The sequence below is a fragment of the Hymenobacter nivis genome (genome assembly GCF_006439025.1).
Lineage (GTDB): Bacteria > Bacteroidota > Bacteroidia > Cytophagales > Hymenobacteraceae > Hymenobacter > Hymenobacter nivis_A.
In genome coordinates, this window is record NZ_RCYZ01000001.1 from 921356 (window position 1) to 945209 (window position 23854).

Below are 23854 nucleotides of genomic sequence, written 5' to 3' on the forward strand. Positions count from 1 at the left end.
CGCCCGTAGTCAGCATTGGTTACGCAGTAAAGATGCTTTGCTGCGCTCGGCATGACGTTTTACTAGATATGCACCGGGGCCCTGTAGGTTGCCGGGCAACTGGCGACAAAGCCGCCCGCCCGGGGCGGCAGCCTATTTTTGTGCATGCCCGCGGCCGCCCAAAATTCAGCATTCCCCGCCCAAAGTTTCTACGTGCGCCGCGGCAAGCGCTGGCTCGACGTGGCCGGGGCCCTGGCGCTGCTGCCCCCGGCCCTGCCGCTGCTGGCGCTGGGGGCCCTGCTGGCCGCCGCCCAAAACCGTGGGCCCTGGCTGTTCCGGCAGGCGCGGCCAGGGCGCGGCGGGCAGCTGTTCACGCTCTACAAGCTCCAAACCATGACCAGCGCCCGCGACCCGGCCACCGGCCAGCTGCTGCCCGACGCCCAGCGCCTGCCGCGGCTGGGCCACTGGCTGCGGGCCACGTCGCTCGACGAGCTGCCCCAGCTCTGGAACATTCTGCGCGGCGACCTGGGCCTGGTGGGGCCCCGGCCGCTGCTGCCGCAGTACCTGCCGCTGTACTCGCCGGCCCAGGCGCGGCGGCACCTGGTGCGCCCAGGCCTCACGGGCTGGGCCCAGGTGAACGGGCGCAACGCCCTGGCGTGGGAAGAAAAATTCGCGTTTGATACTTGGTACGTCGACCACCTGTCGCTGGCCCTGGACCTGAAAATACTGTGGCGCACCGCCGGACGGGTGCTGGGCGGGGCGGGCGTGGCGGCCCCGGGCCAGGCCACCACCGAGGCTTTTCGGGGTTCGGCGTAGGCGATGTGGGGACCCGGCCCGACCTTTGCCGCTCACTTGCCCTTCACTCCGCTCCGCGCCCGCCGCCGCATGACCCAACTTTTCTTTTCGGATTACTACGCCGGGCCCGGCACCGGCCGGCCGCTCGTCATCTTTGGGGCCGGTGGGCTGGGGCGCGAGGTGCTGGGCCTGGTGCAGCAGCTGCCCCCGGGCCCCACCGGCGCCCCCGCCTGGGAGGTGCGCGGCTTCTACGACGACGCTGCGCCCGCCACGCCCACCGTGGCCGGCCTGCCCTACCTGGGCACCAGCGCCGACCTCAACGCCACCGCCGAGCCGCTGGCCGTGGCCGTGGCCGTGGGCAGCAGCGCCGGCCGGGCCGCCGTGGTGGGCCGCCTCACCTCGCCACAGCTGGCGTTTCCGGTGTTGGTGCACCCGGGCGTGGCCCTGGGCTCGGGCCAGCGCATCAGCCTGCGCGAGGGCTGCATCATCCAGCAGGGCTGCATTTTAACCTGCGACATTGCCCTCGACCGCTTCGTGTTCCTCAACCTGGGTTGCACCGTGGGCCACGACGCGGTGCTGGGCGAATTTTGCTCGCTGATGCCGCGCGCCAACGTGGGCGGGGCCGCCCGGCTGGCCCCCGGCGTGTACCTCGGCACGGGGGCCACCGTGATTCAGGGCGTGGCCGTGGGCGAGTACGCCACCGTGGGGGCCGGGGCCGTGGTGGTGCGCAGCCTGCCGCCCCGCGTCACGGCCGTGGGCGTGCCGGCCCGGATCATTAAGTAGCTGGCAACGATGTTTTAGCAAGTCAACACTTGGGGTATTCCGACAATCGTCCGAACGTCAGATGAGCACGACAGACTATTATTAAAATGTTCATTACAAATAGCTTCACGGCTAACTGCTAACTGATACTTGTTTACCGATAATTATTAAACTGACTAATTGCGCAGCCAAGACCACGACCGGATTTTCCTCTCCCCGCCCCACCTCGGCCGCCACGAGCTGAACTACGTGCACAAGGCCATCGAAGACAATTGGGTGGCACCCGTGGGGCCCAACCTGGTGGGTTTCGAGGCCGACATTTGCGCGGCGGCGGGCGTGGCCCACTGCGTGGCTCTGAGCTCGGGCACGGCGGCCCTGCACCTGGGCCTGCTGCTGCTGGGCGTGGGCCCCGGCGATGAGGTGCTGTGTCCTTCGTTCACGTTTGTGGCCACGGCCAACGCCATCCGCTACTGCGGGGCCACGCCGGTATTCGTTGACAGCGAGGCCACTACCTGGAACCTGTGCCCCGGGCACCTGCGCGAAGCCATTGAGGACCGGCTGCGGCGCGGCCGCAAGCCCCGGGCCCTGTTGCTGGTGCACCTCTACGGCATGCCGGCCCAGCTGGCAGAAATTGGGGCCCTGGCCCAGGAATTTGATATTCCCATCCTGGAGGACGCGGCCGAGGCCTTGGGCAGCACGTGGCAGCAGCAGCCGCTGGGCAGCTTCGGGCGGGTAGGCGTGTTTTCCTTCAATGGCAACAAGATCCTGACCACCAGCGGCGGCGGGGCCCTCGTGACCCAGGACCCCGCCCTGGCCGCCCGCGCCCGCTACCTGGCCTCCCAGGCCAAAGACCCGGCCCCCCACTACCAGCACTCGGAGGTGGGCTACAACTACGGCCTGAGCAACATCCTGGCCGGCATCGGCCGCGGCCAAATGGAGCTGCTGGCCGACCGCGTGAAGCGCCGCCGCGAGATTTTTCGGTGGTACCAGGAGCACCTCGCCGCCCTGCCCGGCCTGGCCGTGGCCCCCGCCGCCGAGCTGCCCGGGGCCCTATCCAACCGCTGGCTCACCACCGTGCTACTGGCCGAGCCGGCCGACCTGGCCGCCGCCGGGGCCCCCGCCGCCACCCCCGAAACCCTGCGCCTGGCCCTCGAAGCCCGCAACGTGGAGAGCCGCCCCCTCTGGAAGCCCATGCACTTGCAGCCGCTCTTCGCCGACGCGCCCATGTACGGCGGTGCGGTGTGCGCCGACTTGTTTGCCCGGGGCCTGTGCCTGCCCAGCGGCACCGCCCTCACGGATAGCGACCTACGCCGCGTGGCCGGGGCCCTGGCGGAAGCGTTGCGCTAGGCGGCGGCCCCGCGCAGCTTGGCCCCTTTATTGCCACGGGGCCCCCGCCGGGCTCCGTTTTGCCGTTAAAGGCCCAGCCAATCTTTTATCATCCATGAATAATTCCCGACTTTTTGCCGCCGCGCTGCTGCTAGCGCTGCCCGTGGCCGCCCACGCCCAAACCAAGCCCGCCGCCAAAACCACCACCGCGGCTAAGCCCGCCACCGAGCAGGTTACCGAGGTGACCGAGGACTTGGACCCGGCCACGGGCAAGGTCATCCGCCGCACTACCCGCACCACCACCCTACCGGCCGGCACCGCGCTGCCCAGCGGCAATGGCACTGCCGTGGCCGCCGATGGCCGCGCCACCGATGCGCAGGTGTCGGATTTTTTCCGCGAGAAAACCACCGTAGGCACCCTGACGGCCCCCGCCCTGCTCGACGCCTACACCCGCTTCATCGAGAAGGTGCGCAACGACCGCCGCACCTGGAACCCGGCCGACTGGTCGGCTGCCGCCGCCGTGCTCAGCAGCCTCAACGGCCGCTACGACCAGGTGCGCGCCAATTTTGTACTCGACGACAAGGTAACGATTCGCTCGCAGCAGGCTGAATTTCAGGCCCTGCGCACTACCCGCCAGATTTCCGATCAGGTATCGAACAAGCTATAATAGGGCCCCGAACGTGAACATTGGGCCGCGCCGCTGGGTTGTGGCCCTTCACCGTTTGTGTTTTCCATGCCCGTTTCCAAACCCACCGTCCTCATCACCGGCGCCACCGGCCAGATTGGCGGCGACACCCTGCGCCGCCTGCTCGCCAACGATTCCATCACACCCGTGGCCGCGGTGCGCTCAGCTGCCAAGGCCCAACCGTTTCAGGACCAAGGCATTCGCACCGTCATCCTTGACTTTGACAAGGAAGAAACCCTGGGGCCCGCCCTGCACGGCATTGACCGGGCCCTGCTCGTGACCGGCTACACCGTGGACATGCTGCGCCAGAGCAAGGCATTTCTCGACCAGGCCCACAAGGCCGGGGTGCAGCACATTGTGCACCTGGGGGCCTGCGGGCGCGACGACGCCACGGTGGCCCACTGGGCTTGGCACCAGCTCGTGGAGCGCTACATCGAGTGGCGCGGCTTCTCCTTCACGCACTTGCGCCCCGAAACCTTCATGCAAAACCTGCTGAGCTACGGCGGCACCCAGGTGGTGCGCCAGGGGCTGATTAAGCAGTTCGTGGGCGATGCGCGCATGAGTTGGGTGGATGCTGAGGACGTGGCTAAAGTGGCCGCGCAGGCCCTGCTGCACCCCGAGCGCCACGCCGGCCAAACCTACCGCCTAGGCTACGAGGCCAAATCGTACGACGAAATTGCCGCCACCATGGCCGAAATACTGGGTAAGCCCTTCCGCTACGAGGCCCAGTCTCCCGAGATTTTCCGCGAAAACATGCGCGCCGCCGGGGCCGAAATGGCCTACATGGATTGCGTGTATGACCACTACAAACGCTACGCCGCCCACACCATCCCCGGGGCCGACGACACATTCGACAACTTCCCCGCCATCACCGGCCAGCAGCCCACCTTGTGGGCCGATTTTGTGCAAAAGCACCGCGAGTCGTTCGATTACTAGCGTTTTTGGACGTTGGCAGTTAGCTGCCAGGGCCCCAAACGTTCGTCTGAGAAAGAACAAAAAGCAAGGGTTATGCAGCGCACAGCGAAGCATGACCCTTGCTTTTTACAGCCTTACCCAAGTGCCTTTCGCCTTGTCCAGAGCCCCTAGCCAACTCAATGGTGATGGTGCGCTTCCTCGGGCGGCGGGGGTAGCTCGGCGGCGGCGCGGTAGAGCAGGGCCGTGGGCACGCGCGGGTAGTGGTGGTGCAGGTGGTGGAAGGCGAACGAGGCCGTGATGGGCGTCCAGGCCTGGGCGAGGGCGGCGGCGGTGCGGGCTACTGGGTTACGCGACGACACGTGGTGCGGCACGTAGGATGCCCAGATGGGCATGGTGGCGCTCATGAAAAACGCCACGGCCCAGTACACCAGCCCCACCGGCGAGCCAGTAAGCCAGTACAGCACCACGAAACCCGCCAGCAGCGCCAGCGTGCCAGCCGTTTCCAGCAGCTGGATTTGCTTGGTGCTGGGCGCGATGCGCAGGGCTTCGCGGCGCAGCATCAGCGTGTGCCAGGGGCCCTGCCAGAGCACGCGCCCGAAGCTCCAGGTGGCGGGGGCGCCCTCGGGGTCGGCCTCGGTGAGGCAGCGGCCGTGGTGGCGCAGGTGCGTTACCTGCAAGCCGTGGCCACTTTTGAGGATGAGCAAACCGCTGAGGCTGAGCACCCGCTTGTTGGCGGCTTTGCTGAGGCCCAGGGCGTTGTGCATGGCGTCGTGCATCTGCACGAAGGCCGCCAGGCACACCACCACCACCAATGGTACGGCCAGCCACCACCAGCCCGCCGCGGCCAGCGCAATGTAGACGCCCAGCAGCACCCAGGGCCGGGCCAATTCGATGCGCCGCTGGGCGGGCGTGAGTTGCAGGTTCATGCTAAATAACGCTTGTTGAAAAATCTATCCTAGGGCCCCACGGCGCACCCGGGGCCCCACGCGACTCAGTCACGGAGCTCGTGGCGCACGGGCAGCGCGTAGGCCGGAATGTCGGCCGGGGCCACTTCGCGCCAAGTGGGCCGAAATGAACCGTAGTACCCGAAGAGCTTGCCAAACACCGGGTTGCTCACTTCCACCTGGATGCGGTAGCAATCTGCCTCGTCGTCGTACCACTCCTCCACGTCGGCCAGGCCCGAAAACAGCATCGGGAACCGGAACGTGACGGGGCCCTCGTGGAAGCGCTGCTCGCCCGAGCGCAGCCGCAGGCCGCCCCGCGCGGTCACGGCCAAGTCAATATCGACGGCCAGGTGTTGGTGCGTGCCCAAGTAATCGACGATGCGGCCGCGGGCCTCGCTGCGAATCATGGTGGCGTCGAAGCAGCGGGTGTGGCCTGGAAAGGCGAAGCGACGCACCCAGGTCACGGTTTCGCGGCCCAGCGGGTCGAGGTAGGCGTAGTTTTCAATGCGAAACGGCACGTTCTCGCCCGCGTCGGGGAACATGATGTTGCGGCGCAGCCCGATGCGCAAAAACGGTTGGGTGTAGAACGGCCCGTGCCACACCCGCTCCATCGTACCCTCGCCCACAAAGGCGCGGTTGTCCTCGCTGCTGAACGCCAGCCGCTCCTGAATGCGCGGGTGCAGCTTGCAGAAATCATCGCCGAGCTGCTGCTGGTAGATGGAGGCCATGGGCGGGGTTGGGAAAGTTAAAAGAAATCAAGCGAGCTGCTGCGCCGTCACTGGCGTTTTGGCAGCGGCCGTGGGGGCCCCGGCTGGCGGCTGGCGCAGGCACCGGGCGGCGCGGGGCACCATGTCGGCGGGTATTAGGAGGGCCACGGCAGCCAGCGCCATCAGCGAGACATTGAGGGTGAGCGGGTTGAAGGGTGCCACAAACACGGCCGGCTGGCTGAACAGGGCCCCGGCGCCCAGCACCAGCAGCCCCACCAGGTGCAGCCAGTACACGGGCCGCAACCGCCGCGCCGGCAGCAACCAAAACAGCAGGCCGAAGAGGATTTCGGCTACGCCCACCGCCGCCGCCACCCGGTGCGCCGCGGCCGCCGAAAAGCCCGCGCCCTGCAAAATGGCCAGCTCGCCGGTGTCCTGAAACAGCAGTTTGGGCACCACGCCCTGGTACACCCACACCGCGCCCAGCGTGGCGCGCGTCAGGCCATCCGCCAGGGCCAGGCGGCGCGACACGGCCGGCCGCTGCCCGGTTTCGAGCCACAGCCGCAGGCAATCGAAGCTCCAAGCCGTGGCCCAGCCGATGAGCGGCCGGAACGCCAGCCGGTCGAGCCAGCGGCCGGCGGCCCCCCCGCGCGTTTGGTAATCGTACTTGGTAAAGAACCGCAGGCCGTCGGCCGTGGGCACGTACTTCCAGTAGCCGGCGCCTTCGCGGATGAGCGACACCCATTCGTCGGACCAAAACTTGAGCACCGAGGTACGTTCACCGTTCTTTTCCTTGGTGCCCAGGCTCTCGCCGCGCCCGGCCACGCCCAGCCCAAACCCGATGCGCGTGGCGTACAGAAACTGCTGCGGCGCGGCCTCGGAGGGCCGGGGAAGGTAGGTGATTTCGGTGAACCGCAGGTCCCATTGCTGGTGCAATTCGGGCTGCTGGGTGTGCGCCCACAGCGCCTCCAGGGGGCAGCGAATGCGGGCTTCGACGTAGAGCGGCGGGTTCTTCATAGCGCGTGCGAAAGGTACGCCCGCACCCATCTGGAAGCCAAGCGACGCGGCTACTTATTCCGTTAAATACCAGCATAATACCGCGGCCGCTTGGCTTAATCCAACCGCTACTTTTGCCTGGGGCCCCTAGCTCAGCGCCTGGGCCAAATCGGCAAGCAGGTCGTTGGCTTCCTCGATGCCCACGCTGAGGCGGATGAGGCCCGGGGTGATGCCCAGGGACTGCCGGCGCTCGTCGGGGATGTGGCGGTGCGAGGTGGCCAGCGGGTACGAGCACGACGAATCGACGCCGGCCAGCGACGGGGCCAGCGGAAAGAGCTGGCTCTTTTGGATGAACGCATCGACGGCCGCGGCCGTGTCGTCGGCCAGCCGGAACGAGAGCATGCCGCCGAACTGGCCGCCGCGCAGCTGGGCCGCGGCCAGGGCGTGGCCGGGGTGGGTGGGCAGGCCGGGGTAGAACACCTGCCCCACGGCTGGCTGCTGGGCCAGGAACTGGGCCACGGCCAGGCCGTTGTCGGAGTGCTGGCGCATGCGCAGGCGCAGGGTTTTGGTGCCGCGCAACGTCAGCCAGCTTTCCAGCGGGGCCAGGGTAAGGCCGAGGCTGCCGCCCACTTGGCGCAGGCGCTGGGCCACGGCCGGGTCGCGGGCCAGCACGAGGCCGGCCGTCACGTCGGAGTGCCCGCCGAGGTACTTAGTGGCCGAGTGCCACACCAAATCGGCGCCCCAACTGAAGGGCTGGCTGATGGCGGGCGAGGCGAACGTGTTGTCAATCAACAGCAACACGCCCTGCGCCTGGCAGGCGGCGGCCAGCCGGGGCCCATCGAGCACCACCAGCAGCGGGTTGCTCAGGGTTTCGGCCAGCACCAGCTTGGTGTTGGGGCGGGCGTGGCGGCCGAGGTCGTAGAGGTCGGCCAGGGGCACGTAGGTCGTGTCGATGCCCAGGCGGGCTAGCTCGTTGGAGAGCAGCACCACCGAGCCGCCGTACAGCTCGGCGGGGCAGAGCACGTGGTCGCCGGCCTGGCAGGTGGCCAGCACGGCGGCCAGCAGCCCGCTCAGGCCCGCACCGGTGGCCACGCCGGCCAGGGCCCCGCCGGCCACGCCTTCGAGCAAGGCCACGGCGGCCACCAGCTCCTCGGTGTTGGGGTGCTCGGAGCGCGAGTAGCCGTAGCGGCCGCCGCGCCCGGGGGCCGTGTAGTACTCCTCCAGCTCGGCCAGCGAGGCAAATTTGAAGACCGAGGTTTGGTAGATGGGGGTGACTTTGGGGTGGATGTTGGTCAGGTTCATGGCGGGGGCCCGGCGCGGGCAAAAGAATGCGCCAAAGTAACGCCGAATTTGGGGGGCGGTGGGGGCCCCGGCGTATCTTTCCTTTCCCATTCTCACCCCATCTTTTTATGCATTATAAGATTACGCTACTGGGCCTGTGCCTGGCCGCCGCGCCGCTGCTGGCGCAGGTGGGGCCGGCCCCGGCCCGCGCACCGCGCACCGCCGTGGGGCCCCCCGCGGGGCCCCGCCCAGCCCCTACTGACCCCAACGCGCGCATCGGCGGCGAGCTGCAGCAAGTGTACCAGCAGTGGCGCGCCGGCGGCGGTGCGGCCGGCAAGGGCAGCCCCGGGCGGCTGGCCGCCGCGTTTCCGCAGCTGCACGTGGCCGCCACCGACGATGCGGTGCTGGTGCGCATCACGGCGAAGGACGTGGCCGCGCTGCGCCCGGCGCTGCTGGCCCGCGGCTTCGTCGTGGTGTCCGACCAAAGCAAGTTTCACTTCATCGAGGGCCGCTTGCCAGTGAGCCAGCTGGCCCCCGGTGCGGCCGGTATTGAGGCCCTGGCGGCGCAGGGCCTGCTGGGCGTGCTGCCCATTTACCTGCCCGTGGGGCGGGCGGGCAAGGTAACGAACCAGGCCGACTTTGTACTGGAAGCGGCCCGCGTGCGCGGCACCCGCCCCGGCGGCTACGACGGCACGGGCGTGCGCGTTGGCGTAATGAGTGACTCGTACAATGCCCTGAACGGAGCGGCGGCCGGCGTGGCCTCCGGCGATTTGCCCGCCAACGTGCAGGTGCTGCAGGAGTATTCGCGCGGCACCGACGAGGGCCGCGCCATGCTGGAGCTGGTGCACGACATCGCGCCCGGCGCCGGCAAGGCTTTCAGCTCGGTGTATTTCGGCGAGGCCGACTTTGCCACCCAGATTGCCCGGCTGGCCAGCCCCACGGGGGGCAACTGCAAGATTTTGGTGGACGACATTGGCTACTTCGCCGAGCCGCTGTACCAGGACGGCGTGGTGGCCCAGGCCATTGAGACGGCCGTGGCCGGCGGGGCAGCCTACTACTCGGCGGCCGGCAACCAGGCCGACGATGCCTCGGAATACGTGGCTCCCACGTTCACCAATGCAGCGCGGGGCGCGGACCTGGACTTCGGCCTTTCGACCGGGGCCCCTACCGATACGCGTCAGCCGTTCACGATTCCAGCCTCGGGCAAGTTCACCATCAGCTTGCAGTGGAGCGACCCGTTTTACACCGCCGCCGGCGTGAAGACCGACCTCGACGCCTACCTGGTCATTGCCCGCGCCGGGGGCCCCATCAAGGGCGACACGGTGGCCACGGCGGCCAACAACAACATCGCCAGCCAGGCCCCTTACGAAATCCTGAGCTTCACCAACGGCGCCACCAGCACCAATACGGCCTACAACCTGATCATCAACCGCCGGGCCAATACCGCCACCCCGGCCCGCGTGAAGTACGCCTCGTTCGGCGACTCGTTTGCCCCCACCAAGTACTGGACGCACAGCGGCACCATCACGGGCCACGCAGCGGCGGCCAGCGCCATGGCCGTGGCCGCGGCCCCGTCGTTCAACCGCCTCGCGGCCGAGTCGTTCTCGTCCATTGGCACCCCCACCATCCTCTTCAACCCCGACGGCTCGGCCCTGGGGGCCCCAGCCACGCGCCAAAAGCCCGATTTCACGTCGATTGACTACGTGAGCACTACGTTCTTCAGCGGCACGGTGTTTCCCGACCCGGCCGATGGGTTCATCTTCGCCGGCACCTCGGCGGCGGCCCCCAACGCGGCGGCCGTGGCGGCGCTGCTGCTGCAGGCGCGCCCCGGCAGCACGCCCGCCCAGCTCAACGCCCAGCTCAAGGCCACGGCCCTCGACCTGAACACCCCGGGCTTCGACGCCACCACCGGCGTGGGCCTGATCAATGCCTACGCGGCGGTGTACGGGCTGCCCACGGCGGCCGCGGTGCCGTTTATCGACGTGTTCGATGGGGCGGCGCTGGGGCCCAACTGGAGCGTTACGAGCCGCGGCGCGGCCCGGGTGGCCATCCGCCCCGACTTCGCGCCTGTTTCCAGCCCCGGCCATTTGGTGCTGGATGCCTTTTTCCCGTACTACGGCTTCGGCAGCTACACCGGGGGCCGGGTATCGCAGGCCGACCTGCGCCTGAACCTGGCCAGCGCCCCGGCCGGCGGCGCGCTGCTCACGTTTCGGCACAAGAAGATTCTGGGCGAAATCGACCAGGCGATGCCCGCCACCTTCACCGGCAGCAGCGACACCGACGGCGTGGCCCTGAGCGTGGACGGCGGCACCACCTGGTACAGCCTGGCCAGCCTCACGGGCACCAACGCCACCACCGACTACCAAACGGTGAGCGTGAACCTAACCCAGTTTGCCGCCGCCAACGGCCTGACCTTGGGCGCCGACGTGCGCATCCGCTTCCAGCGCACCGGCACCACGCAGGTTGATGCGGCCTCGAGCACCCTGCGCGGCGGCCGGGCCTTCGACGACATCGCCGTGACCAGCACCACCGCCGCCCCGGTGGCCTTGTTCAACGCCTCGGCCAGCGCCGGGGCCCCCGTGTGCCCGGGCACCGCCGTGCAGTTCACCGATGCCTCGCTGCTGGGGCCCTCGGCCTGGCGCTGGAGCTTCCCCGGGGGCACGCCCGCCACCAGCACCGCCCAAAACCCCGTGGTGACCTACGCCCGCGGCGGCACCTACGACGCCACCTTGACCGTGACCAGCGCCAACGGCACCGCCACCCGCACCACCGCGGGCATCGTGGTGGTATCGAGCGCCGTGCCCGTGGCCAGCTTCACGCTGAAACCTTCGCCGGTGTGCGCAGGCGGGGCCGTCACGTTCACCAGCACGTCGGGGCCCTGCCCCAGCACCTACGCCTGGACGTTCCCCGGGGGCACGCCCGCCAGCAGCGCCGCCCCGAGCCCCGTGGTGACCTACGCCACCGCCGGGGCCTACACCGCCACGCTGGTGGTGAGCAACGGCAACGGCAGCAGCGCCGCCGCCACCGCCACAGTGGCCGTGCAGGGCAGCGGCCAGGCCCTCCCCTACGCCGAGCCCCTGGCCAGCGGCATTCCCGCCACTTGGACGGTGGCCAACCCCGACAACGCCCTCACCTGGGGCCCCGCCGGCGGCGTGGTGCGCAAAGACGGCACCACCGGCACGGTGGCCGCCGTCCTGTTCTACAACTACTCGACGCGGGCCCAGCGCGACACGCTGCGCACCCCCGCCGTGGATTTGCGCGGCCAGGCCAAGGCCTTTTTGCGCTTCGATTTGGCCTACGCGGCCGTGTCGGCGGCCCCCGCGGCCAACAACGACTCGTTGGCCGTGGACGTGTACACCGCCTGCACCAACACCCGCCTCGGCCGCGTGTACTTGCAGTCGGCGGCCACGGGCCTGGGCACCACCGCCGTCCAGGCATCCGCCTTCATCCCCACGGCCGCCAGCCAGTGGCGCACCGAAAGCGTGGACCTCACGGCCTTCGCCGGCCAGCAAGTGTACTTCCGCTTCACGGCCTTCAACGAATACGGCAACAACTTGTACCTGAGCAATGTGCGGGCAGAAAATACCGTGGCCACCGCCACCCGGGCCCTGGCCGACTCGCCGGCGCTGCAGGTGTACCCCAACCCCGTGGCCGGCGGCCGCTCCCTCGCCCTGGCCCTGCCCCTGGGCTCCGGCACCGCCGCCCTGCGCCTGGTCGACGCCCTGGGCCGCACCGCCTGGCACGGCACCGCCCCCCTCAGCCCCACCGCCGCCGCCCGCCGCACCCTCGACGCCCCCCTGGCACCCGGCCTCTACACCGTCCTCTGCCAGGCCGCCGACGGCCAGCTCTACTCCCGCCGCGTGGTGGTGGAATAGTATTTTATTTATATCAAATATCCTTGAAAAGGCCGGCCGCAATGCCGGCTTTTTTCGGCTTAGGGCGGTAGTTGTCAATAAAATATTGCCTGGATATTGGGTGAACGTTATTTATTACGCCTACCTTGGCCTGGGATTTTTCCTACCCATTTCCTTTCTCACTTTACCCGCTTCTATGCGTAGCATTCTTACCCTTTTGGGCCTCGGAACCTGTCTGGCCGCCGTGCCGCTGCTCCCACGCCTGGGGGCCCCAGCCCCTGGCCTGACGGCTGAACCCCGCCCCGTGGCCGACCCCAACTCGCGCATCGGCGGCGAGCTGCAGCAGCTCTACCGGCTGTGGAACACCGCCGCCCGCGGCCAGGGCCCCCAGCTGGCCGCCGCCTTCCCCGAGCTAACGCTGGCGGATGGCAACGCGGTGCTGGTGCGCATCACGGCCCGCGACGTGGCCGCGCTGCGCCCGGCGCTGCTGGCCCGCGGCTTCGAGGTAGTGTCTGACCAAAGCAAGCTGCACTTCATCGAGGGCCGCTTGCCGATGGGCCAGCTGGCCCCCGGCGCGGCCGGCATCAGCGCCCTGGCGGCGCAGGGCCTGCTGGGCGTACTGCCCGTGTTCGACCCCATCAACAGCGCGGGCAAGGTGCTGAACCAGGCCGATTTCGTGCTCGAAGCCTCCCGCGTGCGGGGCGCGCAGCCCACCGGCTACGACGGCACGGGCGTGCGCATTGGGGTGATGAGCGACTCGTACAACGCGCTGGGCGGCGCGGCGGCAGGCGTGGCTTCCGGCGATTTGCCAGCCAACGTGCAGGTGTTGCAAGACCCCGCCACGGGCACCGACGAGGGCCGCGCCATGCTGGAGCTGATCCACGACCTGGCCCCTGGGGCCGGCAAGGCGTTCAGCGGTATCTACCAGGGCGAGGCCAACTTCGCCGACCAGATTTACAAGCTGGCCGACCCCACGCTGGGCAACTGCAAAATCATCGTCGACGACATCAGCTACCTCAACGAGCCCATGTTCCAGGACGGCGTGATTGCCCAGGCCGTGGAGGAAGTGGTGGCCACGCGCGGCGTGGCCTACTACTCGTCGGCCGGCAACTACGCCGATAAGTCGTCGGAGTACGTGGCCCCCACCTTCACCGCCACTACCGGCGGGGCCGCCGACCTGGACTTTGGCCTCTCGACCGGCGCGACGACCGACACGCGCCAGCCGTTCACCATTGCCGCGTCGGGCACGTTCCAGCTGGCCATTCAGTGGAGCGACCCGTTTTACACCACCAACGGGGTGAAGACCGACCTCGACGCTTACCTCGTGGTGGCCCGCGCCGGGGGCCCTGTGAAGGGCGATACCGTGGCCCGCGCCACCACCAACAACCTCGCCAACCAGACGCCCGGCGAAATCATCAGCTACACCAACCCCGCGGCGGCCACCAATACGGCCTTCAACCTAGTGATGGCCCGCCGGGCTGGCACCGCCGACCCCGCCCGCGTGAAGTACATCGGCTACGGGGCCTCGTTTACGCCCACCAAGTACTGGACGCGCAGCGGCACCGTGACGGGCCACCACGCTTCCGTGAACAGCATGTCGGTGGCCGCCGCGCCGTCGTACAACCGCCTCGCGCCCGAGTCCTTCACCTCGAAGGGCACGCCCACCTACCTGTTTGGGCCCCTGGGCGCGCCCCTGGCGGCTCCGGTCACGCGCCTCAAGCCCGATTTCACGTCGATTGACTTCGTGAGCAACACGTTCTTCGGCGGCAACGCCACGCCCGATCCGGCCGACGGCCTGTTCTTCTCGGGCACCTCGGCGGCGGCGCCCAACGCGGCGGCCGTGGCCGCGCTGCTCTGGCAGGCCCAGCCCGCCCTCACCCAGGCCCAACTCAACGACCGGCTGCGGGCCACGGCCACCGACATGCTGGCCGCCGGCTACGACGACCAGACCGGGGCCGGCCTGATCAACGCCTACGCGGCGGTGTTTGGGCTGCCCCTGGCGGCCACCGCCCCGTTCGTCGAAACTTTCGACAACGCCGGCCTGAGCCGCGCCTGGCAGATTGAGGGCCGCGGCGCCGGCCGCAGCTTGGTGCGCACCGACTTCGCGCCCGCCTCGGCCCCCGGCCAGCTCGTGCTCGACAACTTCATCCCGACCTTCACCATCGGGGTGGGTACCAGCGAGGCCACCCTGCGCCTCAACCTGAGCGCCGCGTCCGCCACGGGCTACGTGCTGAACTTCAAGCACAAGAAGATTCTGGGCGAAACCGACCAGGCCATGCCTGCCACCTTCACCACCACCAGCCCCACCGACGGCGTGGCCCTGAGCGTGGACGGCGGCACCACCTGGTACAGCCTGGCCAGCATCACGGGCACCAACGCCACCACCAGCTACAAAACGGTGAGCGTGAACCTGACCCAGTTTGCCACCACCAACAACCTGGTGCTGGGCGCCGACGTGCGCGTGCGCTTCCAGCGCTACGGCGCTAGCCTGCAAGTAGATGCCGCCGTGGCCACCCGCCGCGGGGGCCGCGCCTTCGACGACGTAACCGTGTCGGGCGGCACGGGGGCCCCAGTGGCCTTCTTCACGTCGTCGGCCACGGCCGCGGCGCTGTGCCCGGGCTCCACGGTGCAGTTCACCGATGCCTCGCTGCTGAGCCCCACGGCCTGGAACTGGAGCTTCCCCGGGGGCACGCCCGCCACTAGCACCGTTCAGAACCCCGTGGTGACCTACCCCACGGCCGGCACCTACGCCGCCACCCTCACCGTGACCAACGCCACCGGCACCGCCACCCGCACAACCGCGGCCGTGGTCACCGTGTCGGGGGCCCTGCCGGTGGCCAATTTCACCGCCCGCCAAGCCCTGATTTGCCCCGGCGGCAAAATCGGCTTCACCAACACCTCTACGCAGTGCGTGGGCAGCATCAGCTGGAGTTTTCCCGGCGGCAGCCCCGCCACCAGCACTGCCGCCAGCCCCGTCGTGACCTACGCCACGGCCGGTACCTACACCGCCACGCTCACGGCCACCAATGCCAACGGCAGCACCACCAAGAGCATTCCGGTAACGGTGCAGGGCACGGCGCTGGCCATCCCGTACACCGAAACGCTGGCCGCCGGCATCCCCGCCACCTGGGGCGTCCTCAACCCGGACAACGGCATCACCTGGGCCACGGCCACCAACATTCTGCTGAAGGACGGCACCCGCGGCTCTGCGGCCGACATGAACTTCTACGACTACGGCCCGGCCGTGGGCCAGCGCGATACGCTGCAAACCCCCGCCTTCAACCTGAACCAGCCGATGGCTTTCCTGCGCTTCGATGTGGCCTACGCCCCCGCGGGCCCCATCGCCGCCAACAACAACGACTCGCTGGCCGTGGACGTGTACACCGCCTGCACCAACACCCGCCTGGGCCGCGTGTATCTAAAATCGGCCGCCGATGGCCTGCCCACTACCCTGTTTCGGCAGGCGGCCTACGCCCCCACGGCTACCAGCCAGTGGCGCACCGAGAATATTGATTTGGCCGCCTACCTCAACAAGCAGGTATACCTGCGCTTCGTGGCCTTCAATCAATACGGCAACCACCTGTACCTGAGCAATGTGCGCGTGGGCAACACCGTGCTGGCCACCAAGGCCCTGGCCGATTCGCCGGCCTTGCAGGTGTACCCCAACCCCGTGGCCGGCGGCCGCTCCCTCGCCCTGGCCCTGCCCCTGGGCTCCGGCACCGCCGCCCTGCGCCTGGTCGACGCCCTGGGCCGCACCGCCTGGCACGGCACCGCCCCCCTCAGCCCCACCGCCGCCGCCCGCCGCACCCTCGACGCCCCCCTGGCACCCGGCCTCTACACCGTCCTCTGCCAGGCCGCCGACGGCCAGCTCTACTCCCGCCGCGTGGTGGTGGAATAGTCGTTAGCCACATATTACTGGTTACCAGGCTTTAAAAGGTTTTCAGCCTTTGGAGCCGTTCACAGAAAAGGGCCACCCAACTCAGTTGGGTGGCCCTTTTCTGTGAACGGCTCCGGGATAGGCCGCTACTGCTCCTCGGTGGCGGCCAGGCGCTTCAGGGTATCGGCAGCAGCGTTGCTGACATGGGAGCGGGCCCGGTTTTCGCGGGCGAATACTTGCATCAGCACGATAAAATACGAGAGCAGTAGGGGCCCCATCACCAGCCCCACAATGCCGAAAATCTCCACGCCCAGCGTGAGGCCCACCAGCGTAATCCAGGGGTGAATGTTGCCCATGCCCTTGGCCAGCCAGATGCGCAACACGTTGTCGGCGTTAATGATAACTACCAGGCCCACCACCAAAATACCGATGCCCTGGGTGGTTTGCCCCTGGGCAAATTGGTAGAGCGCGGCGGGGCCCCACACGAGCGGCGTGCCCAGCACCGGAATAAAGGCCATGAAAAATGCTACTAGCGTCCAGAACAGCGGGTCGGGCACCTTGAAAATCCACAGCGTGAGGCCCGTGAGCAGGCCCTGTACCAGGGCCACCAGGGCCTGGCCCAGCACGTTGGCGTTCACGTTGTTGCGCAGCGAATCACTCAGCTCGTTCAGCGTTTTCTCGCGGAAGGGCAAGTAGCGGTGCAGGCCGGCCAGGAAGGCTTCCTCCTGCATGAAGAGGTAGTAGAGCGTGAACAGCATCAGGCCCACCACCACGATGACGTTCAGCACGCTGCTGGCCAGCGTGGGAATCCACTGGCTGACGCGGGCGGCTCCCTGCTGCAAGAGCTGACGCACGTTGGCTTCCTCCGTCACCTGCATGCCCACCTTGCGCTCGATGCGCTGCACCACCAGCAAAATCTGGTCGGTGTTCTTCGCCAGGGTCTGGATGCGGTCGATGAGCAGCGAGGTGAGGGCGAAGAACGGGATGACGAGCACCACCACCGCAAACACCAGCAGCAGCACCGTCACGAGGGTGCGGTTCCAGCCGCGCTTGTGCACCAGGGCCGTAAACCAGGGCCGGAACACCACGTACAAAATGCCCGCCCCGAGGAACGCCGTCAGGTACGAGAGCAGCCCGAACAGGGCCAGCACGCCCAGCAGCACCAGCGCCACGATGAGCAGCAGGAACCGCTGGTGGGGCGTGTAAATATTAGTTTCGGTAGGGCTCGCGGCCATGGCAATGCCAGAATTAAGGTGAAGCGCAGGTTAAGCTGCCTGGGCCCCCATACGTGCAAACGCCCCAGCAGGGCCGAAAACAGCAGCGCCCGCCCCGGCCGAAGCCAGGGCGGGCGCTGCCCATTACCAGGGCCCCGGGGCCCTAGGCGCTGGCCCCTTCGGCCAGCACAATCACGTTGTTGCGCAGCACTTCCACCACGCCACCCTCGATGTGAAAAGTGTCGCGGCCAGTCGCGCTGGTCAGCGTCAATTCGCCGGCCTTGAGGGCGGCAATCAGCGGGGCGTGGTTATTCAGCACTTCGAACGAGCCGTCGGCCCCCGGAAACCTGGCCGACGTCACTTCGCCTTCGAACACCTTGCGGTCGGGGGTGATGATTTCTAGATGCATCTGCTTAATTGTCAGTTATTCGTTGTCCGTTGTTAGTACCGATTATCCAACCCATCCGAGTCTGACAACCAACAACTAACAACGGACAACTAAAAATTACTTGGCTTCGGCGATGAGGCGCTCGCCTTTAGCTACGGCGTCCTCAATGGTGCCCACCAGGTTGAAGGCAGCCTCGGGCAGGTGGTCGTACTTGCCGTCGATGATTTCGTTGAAGCCGCGGATCGTGTCCTTGATGTCCACGAGCACGCCGGGCAAGCCGGTGAACTGCTCGGCCACGAAGAACGGCTGCGACAGGAAGCGCTGCACGCGGCGGGCGCGGTTCACGGTCTGCTTGTCCTCCTCGCTCAGCTCGTCCATGCCGAGGATGGCGATGATGTCTTGCAGCTCTTTGTAGCGCTGGAGCAGTTCCTTCACGCGCTGAGCGGTGTTGTAGTGCTCGTCGCCGAGCACGTCGGCCGACAGGATGCGCGAGGTTGAGTCCAGCGGGTCCACGGCGGGGTAAATACCCAGCTCGGCAATTTTGCGGCTCAGCGTCGTCGTGGCGTCCAAGTGGGCAAAGGTGTTGGCCGGGGCCGGGTCGGTCAAGTCATCAGCCGGCACATACACGGCCTGCACTGAGGTGATGGAACCGCGCTTGGTGGAGGTGATGCGCTCCTGCATGGCACCCATTTCGGTGGCCAGCGTGGGCTGGTAGCCCACGGCCGACGGCATGCGGCCCAGCAGAGCCGACAGCTCCGAACCGGCCTGCGTGAAGCGGAAGATGTTGTCGATGAAGAACAGGATGTCGCGGCCGGCACCGGTGCCGTCGCCGTCGCGGAAGCTCTCGGCAATGGTCAGGCCCGACAAGGCCACGCGGGCGCGGGCTCCGGGGGGCTCGTTCATCTGGCCGAATACCAGGGTGGCCTGCGATTTCTCCATTTCCACCAGGTCCACCTTGCTCAGGTCCCAGCCACCGGCTTCCATCGAGTGCTTGAACTCGGAGCCGTAGCGGATGATGTCCGACTCGATGAATTCGCGCAGCAAGTCGTTGCCCTCGCGGGTGCGCTCGCCCACGCCGGCAAACACCGACAGGCCCGAGTAGGCCTTGGCGATGTTGTTGATCAGCTCCTGGATGAGTACGGTTTTGCCTACGCCGGCACCGCCGAAGAGGCCAATTTTGCCGCCCTTCACGTAGGGGGCCAGCAGGTCAATTACTTTGATGCCGGTGAAGAACACCTCCGACGTGGTGGCCAGGTCCTCGAACGCCGGGGCGTTGCGGTGGATGGGCAGGCGGGCGTCGCTCTTGGGCTGGGGAATGCCGTCGATGGCGTAGCCGATCACGTTGAACAGGCGGCCTTTCACGCCGTCGCCGGTGGGCATCGAGATGGGGGCCCCCAGGTCGCGCACCTCCGTGCCGCGGGCCAGGCCCTCGGTCGAGTCCATGGCAATGGTGCGGACCCGGTCTTCGCCCAGGTGCTGCTGGCATTCGAGCAGCACTACTTGGCCGTTGTCTTTGGTCACTTCCAGCGCATCGAAGATGTTGGGAAGCTTGGTGGCTTCCCCAGCGAAGCTTACGTCCACGACGGGGCCGATAACCTGGGTGATTTTGCCGGTATTCGCCATTGGGTTTTCTGTATAAAAAAGATGAAGTTGCGGATTTTCAGGCCGCAAAATTACGCCAGCGCGGCCGCTTTTCCAACCCCTACCGCACTGGTTTTGGGGCCCCCAGCCGGGGGTGCCCGCGCCCGCCGGTGGGCTGAAAACCAGGGCGTAGGAGGGGCGTGGTGCGCTTTTGTGCGGGCAGGGCCCCGGGTGGGGTCAGAAATTTTTTTCTGCTAAAACTTGCCTACAAACAAACCAGTCGTACATTTGCAGTCCCAAACGGCCACAAGCCCGCGGGAAATTGTCCGATGGTGTAACCGGCAACACGCTTGATTTTGATTCAAGAAAGTCCAGGTTCGAGCCCTGGTCGGACAACGACAAAGCTCACGTACTAACTGCGCAAGGCGCTGGCTTCTCTTTCCAGAGAGGTCAGCGCCTTTCGCTTTTTACCCCCGCCGGGGCCCTGCCCGGCACCGCCCCGCTCCTACGCGCATTCAACCAGCCCATTACCTCCCATGAAGCAAGTCAGAATTTTTGCCGGTAGCGCCTCCAGCGCCCTGGCCGAACGCATTGCCGCGGCCTACGGCCAATCCCTGGGCGACCTCACCCTCCAGCGCTTTGCCGACACCGAAATGGGCCCCAGCTTCAACGAGAGTGTGCGCGGCTGCGAGGTATTCCTCATCCAGAGCACCTACCCGCCCGCCGAAAACCTGATGGAGCTGATGCTGATGGTGGACGCGGCCAAGCGCGCCTCGGCCCACAAGGTGAACATTGTGATGCCCTACATGGGCTACGCCCGGCAAGACCGCAAGGACAAGCCCCGCGTGAGCATCGGGGCCAAGGTGGTGGCCAACATCATCCAGAGCGTGGGCACCGACCGGCTGATGACCTGCGAGCTGCACGCGGGCCAGATTCAGGGCTTTTTTGACATTCCGGTGGACCACCTCGACGGGGCCACCGTGACGGCGCCCTACATCAAGTCGCTGAACCTGGAGAACCTCATCTTCGCCTCACCCGACGTGGGCGGCGTGGTGCGCACCCGGGCGTTTGCCAAAAAGTTCGGGGCCGAAATCGTGGTCTGCGACAAGACGCGCCTGCGGGCCAACGAGATTGCCTCGATGCAGGTGATCGGCGACGTGACGGGCATGAACGTGGTGCTGGTGGACGACATGGTGGACACGGCCGGCACCATCTGCAAGGCCGCCGACCTGCTGATGGAGCGCGGGGCCCTCTCGGTGCGCGCCGTCATCACGCACCCGCTGCTCAGCGGCCCGGCCCACGAGCGCATCCGCGCCAGCGCCCTCACCGAGCTGGTGGTGACGGACACGATTCCGCTACAACAGGAGAACGACAAAATCCGGGTGATTTCGGTGGGCGACCTTTTTGCCCACGCCATCCGCAACGTGGTGACGCACGAGAGCATCAGCTCGCTGTTTGTGTAATTGTGTAACACAGTAAACGGATAGGGCCCCGGCCGGCAATTAGCCAGCCGGGGCCCTATCCGTTTACCAGCACGCGCTTTGCTTGCTTTTTAAGCGGCTATCGTGGCCAAGCTCGTCGGTTTGCCGTTAAATGAGGGTACTGCCTCACTCTTTTAGCTTGTTCATGTCCATCCAACCCAAAACCAAGGGCCTGGCGCACGTCGCCCTGCGCACCACCGATTTTGCCCGCGCCAAAGCCTTTTACCACGATCTGCTGGGCCTGCCGATAGCGCTCGAAACACCTGAGATCCTGGGCTTTCTGGTGGGGTCTACGTTCATCGGCTTCAAGCAGGCGGCGCCGACTTACCCCGGCGGCGGCACCTTCACGCCCTTCAACGTGGGCCTCGACCACATCGCCATTGCCTGCGAAGACGAGGCTGAGCTGCACCGCGTGGCCGATGCCTTGCAGGCGGCCGGCGTCGAGAACACCGGCGTCAAGGTGGACACCGTGAAGCCCATGAAGTACGTGGCCTTTAAAGACCCCGACCGCATTTCCTGGGAGTTTTACATGGTGTAAAGCGCCGCTGGTTCGCCCCGCATCAGGGGCCCCCAAAGCAGAAGAAGCCCGGCCAGATGGCCGGGCTTCTTCTGCTTTGGGGGGATGGGTAGAGAACGGCTGAAACCGTATTTTTCTCGGATATAAAACCAAGGTTTCCCCTTAACCAAAAGAGGAGCTGACCGCTATTGGCCAGCTCCTCTTTTGGTTTGACTAATGCTTTAAACTCAGATTTTTACGTCGTAGCGGTCGAGCATCATCACCTTGTCCCAGGCTTTCACAAAGGCTTTTACGAAGCGCTTGTGGCCGTCTTTGCCGGCGTACACTTCGGCTACCGAGCGCAGCTGGCTGTTGGAGCCAAACACGAGGTCGGCGCGGGTGGCGGTGTAGCGCTTTTCGCCCGTTTTGCGGTCGTCGAGCGTGAAGGTCATGGCCTGGCCGTCGGCTTTCGTCCAGTCGTAGTCGGTGCTGGTGAGCACGGTGAAGAAGTCGTTGGTGAGCACGCCCACGCGGTCGGTGAAGATGCCGTGCGCGGAGCCGTCGTGGTTGGCGTTCATGGCGCGCAGGCCGCCGGTGAGGGCCACCCACTCGGGCGAGGTCAGCGAGAGCAGGTGCGCCTTGTCGAGGAACATTTCCTCGGGGGCCACGCCCTGCGCGATGCTGCTGAAATCCTTGTCCAAGTAGTTGCGGAAACCATCGGCCACCGGCTTGAGCCAGGTAAACATTTCAATGTCCGTCAGCTCCTGCGTGGTGTCGCGGCGGCCCGGGGTAAAGGGCACCTCGGTGGCCACGCCAGCATCGGCGGCCGCTTTTTCGAGTGCGGCGCAACCGCCCAGCACGATGAGGTCGGCGAGCGATACCTTTTTGCCGCCCGTCTGCTCCCCGTTGAACTGCTCCATCAGCGGGCGCAGGGCCGCGATGACGGGCACCGTGCGGCTGTTCACCGCCCAGTCTTTCTGGGGGGCCAGTGCCAGCCGCCCGCCGTTAGCACCGCCGCGCTTGTCGCTGCTGCGGTGCGTGACGGCGGCCGAGAAGGCCGTGTACACCAAGTCAGACACCGAAACGCCGGTGGCCAGAATGCGCTCCTTCAGGGTTTTCACGTCGGCGGCATCCACCAGGGCGTAGTCGGCCACCGGAATGGGGTCTTGCCACAGCAGGTCGTTCTCGTTCACCTTTTCGGGGCCGAGGTAGCGCTCGCGGGGGCCCATATCGCGGTGGGTCAGCTTGTACCAAGCCTTGGAAAACGCCTGGGTGAAGGCGTCGAAGTCACCGAGGAACTTCTCGCACACCTTGCGGTATTCGGGGTCTACCTTGAAGGCGATGTCGGTCGTCATCATCATCAGGGCGTTCATCTGGCCGGGGATGTGCGCGTCGGGCGTCTTGGGGGCGTCCGGGTCGGTGGGGGTCCACTGCAGGGCGCCGGCCGGGCTTTTCACCTGCTTCCACTCGTACTTAAACAGGTTGGTGAGGTAGTCGTTGTCCCAGCGCGTGGGGTGGGGCGTCCAGCTGCCTTCAATGCCGTTGGTCATCGTGTTTTCGGCGTTGCCGCTGCCCTTGGGGTTGTGCCAGCCCAGGCCCATGGCCTCCATGGGTGCAATTTCGGGCGGAGCCCCAATTTTGGCGGCGGGCACCATGCCGTGGCTCTTGCCGAAGGCGTGGCCGCCGGCGATGAGGGCCACGGTTTCTTCGTTGTTCATGGCCATGCGCGAGAACGTCACGCGGATGTCGCGGGCCGAGCCCATCGGGTCGCCGTTGGCGTAGGGGCCCTCGGGGTTCACGTAGATGAGGGCCTGGTGCGAGGCGGCCAGCGGGTTTTCGAGGTCGTAGTCGGCGTCGCCGTTTTGGCCGCGCCAGCGCTTGTCGCGGCTCACCATGCTGTCAAACGAGTCAGCGGTTTTGAGGTCTTTCACTACCTCGGGGCCCCAATAGGTGCTGGTGTCGGCCTCCCAGGCATCGTGGCGGCCACCGGCAAAGCCGTAGGTGGGCAGGCCCATGATTTCGAGGGCGCAGTTGCCGGTGAGCACAATCAGGTCGGCCCACGAGAGGGAGGCGCCGTACTTCTGCTTGATGGGCCAGATGAGGCGGCGCGACTTATCGGTGTTGCCGTTATCCCACCAACTGTTGATGGGCGCAAAGCGCTGAAGCGCCTCGCCGGCGCCACCGCGGCCGTCGGCAATGCGGTAGGTGCCGGCCGAGTGCCAGGCCATCCGAATCATCTGGGGGCCGTAGTTATTGTAGTCCGAAGGCCACCAGTCGACCGAGGAAGTCAGGAAGCCTTTGATTTCCTGCTTCAGCTCTTCCAGGTTGATGGAATTGAAAGCCTCGGCGTAGTTGAAATCGTCGCCGAGCGGGTTGGCCTGCGGGCCGTTGTGGTGCAGCTGCTCCACTTGCAGGCGGTTGGGGTACCAGTCGGAGAGGGCGGGCGGGGTGCCGTCCACGCCGCCAATGCGGTCGCCGCCAAACGGGCATTGGCCGGCCATTTCAAACGTTTTGGTGTCAGTCTTATCGGGGCTCATGTCTTTCATAGGGTTCCTTCTGGGTTGTCAGCGTTGGGT

Annotated in this window: 17 protein-coding genes and 1 tRNA gene; 10 read left to right on the forward strand and 8 right to left on the reverse strand. The window is 66.8% G+C overall.

The window, feature by feature from the left end:
* Positions 1-144 precede the first annotated feature (144 nt).
* From EAH73_RS03670 to EAH73_RS03690, 5 genes are all read left to right on the forward strand, one after another.
* On the forward strand, positions 145-795 hold the full coding sequence (locus tag EAH73_RS03670) for a sugar transferase (protein WP_140465117.1): 651 nt from the start codon (positions 145-147) through the stop codon (positions 793-795).
* 69 nt (positions 796-864) lie between these two features.
* Entirely contained in the window at positions 865-1557 is a 693-nt protein-coding gene (locus EAH73_RS03675; protein ID WP_161599442.1) for a NeuD/PglB/VioB family sugar acetyltransferase, read from the forward strand.
* Positions 1558-1716: 159 nt separating this feature from the next.
* Positions 1717-2883, forward strand: a complete 1167-nt coding sequence (locus EAH73_RS03680; RefSeq protein WP_140465119.1) for a DegT/DnrJ/EryC1/StrS family aminotransferase — start codon at positions 1717-1719, stop codon at positions 2881-2883.
* A 94-nt stretch (positions 2884-2977) separates the two neighbouring features.
* Positions 2978-3529: a hypothetical protein gene (locus EAH73_RS22970; protein ID WP_161599443.1), complete on the forward strand. Its 552-nt coding sequence runs from the start codon at positions 2978-2980 to the stop codon at positions 3527-3529.
* A gap of 66 nt (positions 3530-3595) precedes the next feature.
* A complete protein-coding gene (locus EAH73_RS03690; protein ID WP_140465120.1) occupies positions 3596-4483 on the forward strand; it encodes an SDR family oxidoreductase in 888 nt (295 codons plus the stop codon).
* A 155-nt stretch (positions 4484-4638) separates the two neighbouring features.
* Here the strand turns inward: EAH73_RS03690 and EAH73_RS03695 are convergent, their stop codons facing one another.
* The 4 genes from EAH73_RS03695 to EAH73_RS03710 all read right to left on the reverse strand — a co-directional run bounded on the left by EAH73_RS03695 (position 4639) and on the right by EAH73_RS03710 (position 8408).
* Entirely contained in the window at positions 4639-5388 is a 750-nt protein-coding gene (locus tag EAH73_RS03695; protein WP_140465121.1) for a fatty acid desaturase, read from the reverse strand.
* A 65-nt stretch (positions 5389-5453) separates the two neighbouring features.
* Positions 5454-6134, reverse strand: coding sequence for a DUF4166 domain-containing protein (locus EAH73_RS03700; RefSeq protein ID WP_140465122.1), 681 nt, complete (start codon positions 6132-6134; stop codon positions 5454-5456).
* 27 nt (positions 6135-6161) lie between these two features.
* Positions 6162-7127: a DoxX-like family protein gene (locus EAH73_RS03705; RefSeq protein ID WP_140465123.1), complete on the reverse strand. Its 966-nt coding sequence runs from the start codon at positions 7125-7127 to the stop codon at positions 6162-6164.
* Positions 7128-7253: 126 nt separating this feature from the next.
* Entirely contained in the window at positions 7254-8408 is a 1155-nt protein-coding gene (locus EAH73_RS03710) for a trans-sulfuration enzyme family protein (protein WP_140465124.1), read from the reverse strand.
* 107 nt (positions 8409-8515) lie between these two features.
* On the opposite strand from EAH73_RS03710, the gene EAH73_RS23845 reads away from it, so the two are divergent.
* Positions 8516-12262, forward strand: coding sequence for a PKD domain-containing protein (locus tag EAH73_RS23845; protein WP_140465125.1), 3747 nt, complete (start codon positions 8516-8518; stop codon positions 12260-12262).
* A gap of 175 nt (positions 12263-12437) precedes the next feature.
* Positions 12438-16139 (forward strand): PKD domain-containing protein, encoded by a 3702-nt coding sequence (locus EAH73_RS03720; RefSeq protein WP_140465126.1) that lies wholly within the window; start codon positions 12438-12440, stop codon positions 16137-16139.
* A 125-nt stretch (positions 16140-16264) separates the two neighbouring features.
* Here the strand turns inward: EAH73_RS03720 and EAH73_RS03725 are convergent, their stop codons facing one another.
* The 3 genes from EAH73_RS03725 to atpD all read right to left on the reverse strand — a co-directional run bounded on the left by EAH73_RS03725 (position 16265) and on the right by atpD (position 19343).
* Positions 16265-17353, reverse strand: coding sequence for an AI-2E family transporter (locus EAH73_RS03725; RefSeq protein ID WP_140465127.1), 1089 nt, complete (start codon positions 17351-17353; stop codon positions 16265-16267).
* 142 nt (positions 17354-17495) lie between these two features.
* Positions 17496-17741 carry an ATP synthase F1 subunit epsilon gene (gene atpC / locus EAH73_RS03730; protein ID WP_140465128.1) on the reverse strand — a complete coding sequence of 82 codons (246 nt, stop codon included), beginning with the start codon at positions 17739-17741 and terminating at the stop codon, positions 17496-17498.
* 96 nt (positions 17742-17837) lie between these two features.
* A complete protein-coding gene (atpD, locus tag EAH73_RS03735) occupies positions 17838-19343 on the reverse strand; it encodes a F0F1 ATP synthase subunit beta (protein WP_140465129.1) in 1506 nt (501 codons plus the stop codon).
* 281 nt (positions 19344-19624) lie between these two features.
* Between atpD and EAH73_RS03740 the strand changes: the two genes are divergently transcribed.
* The 3 genes from EAH73_RS03740 to EAH73_RS03750 all read left to right on the forward strand — a co-directional run bounded on the left by EAH73_RS03740 (position 19625) and on the right by EAH73_RS03750 (position 21320).
* A tRNA-Gln gene (locus EAH73_RS03740) sits at positions 19625-19697 on the forward strand.
* A 140-nt stretch (positions 19698-19837) separates the two neighbouring features.
* A complete protein-coding gene (locus tag EAH73_RS03745; protein WP_140465130.1) occupies positions 19838-20764 on the forward strand; it encodes a ribose-phosphate pyrophosphokinase in 927 nt (308 codons plus the stop codon).
* Positions 20765-20927: 163 nt separating this feature from the next.
* A complete protein-coding gene (locus EAH73_RS03750; RefSeq protein WP_140465131.1) occupies positions 20928-21320 on the forward strand; it encodes a VOC family protein in 393 nt (130 codons plus the stop codon).
* 206 nt (positions 21321-21526) lie between these two features.
* On the opposite strand, the gene katG is transcribed toward EAH73_RS03750, so the two are convergent.
* The gene (gene katG / locus EAH73_RS03755; RefSeq protein ID WP_140465132.1) at positions 21527-23824 is read right to left on the reverse strand and encodes a catalase/peroxidase HPI; all 2298 of its coding nucleotides are present in this window, start codon (positions 23822-23824) and stop codon (positions 21527-21529) included.
* Between the last annotated feature and the right edge of the window lie 30 nt (positions 23825-23854).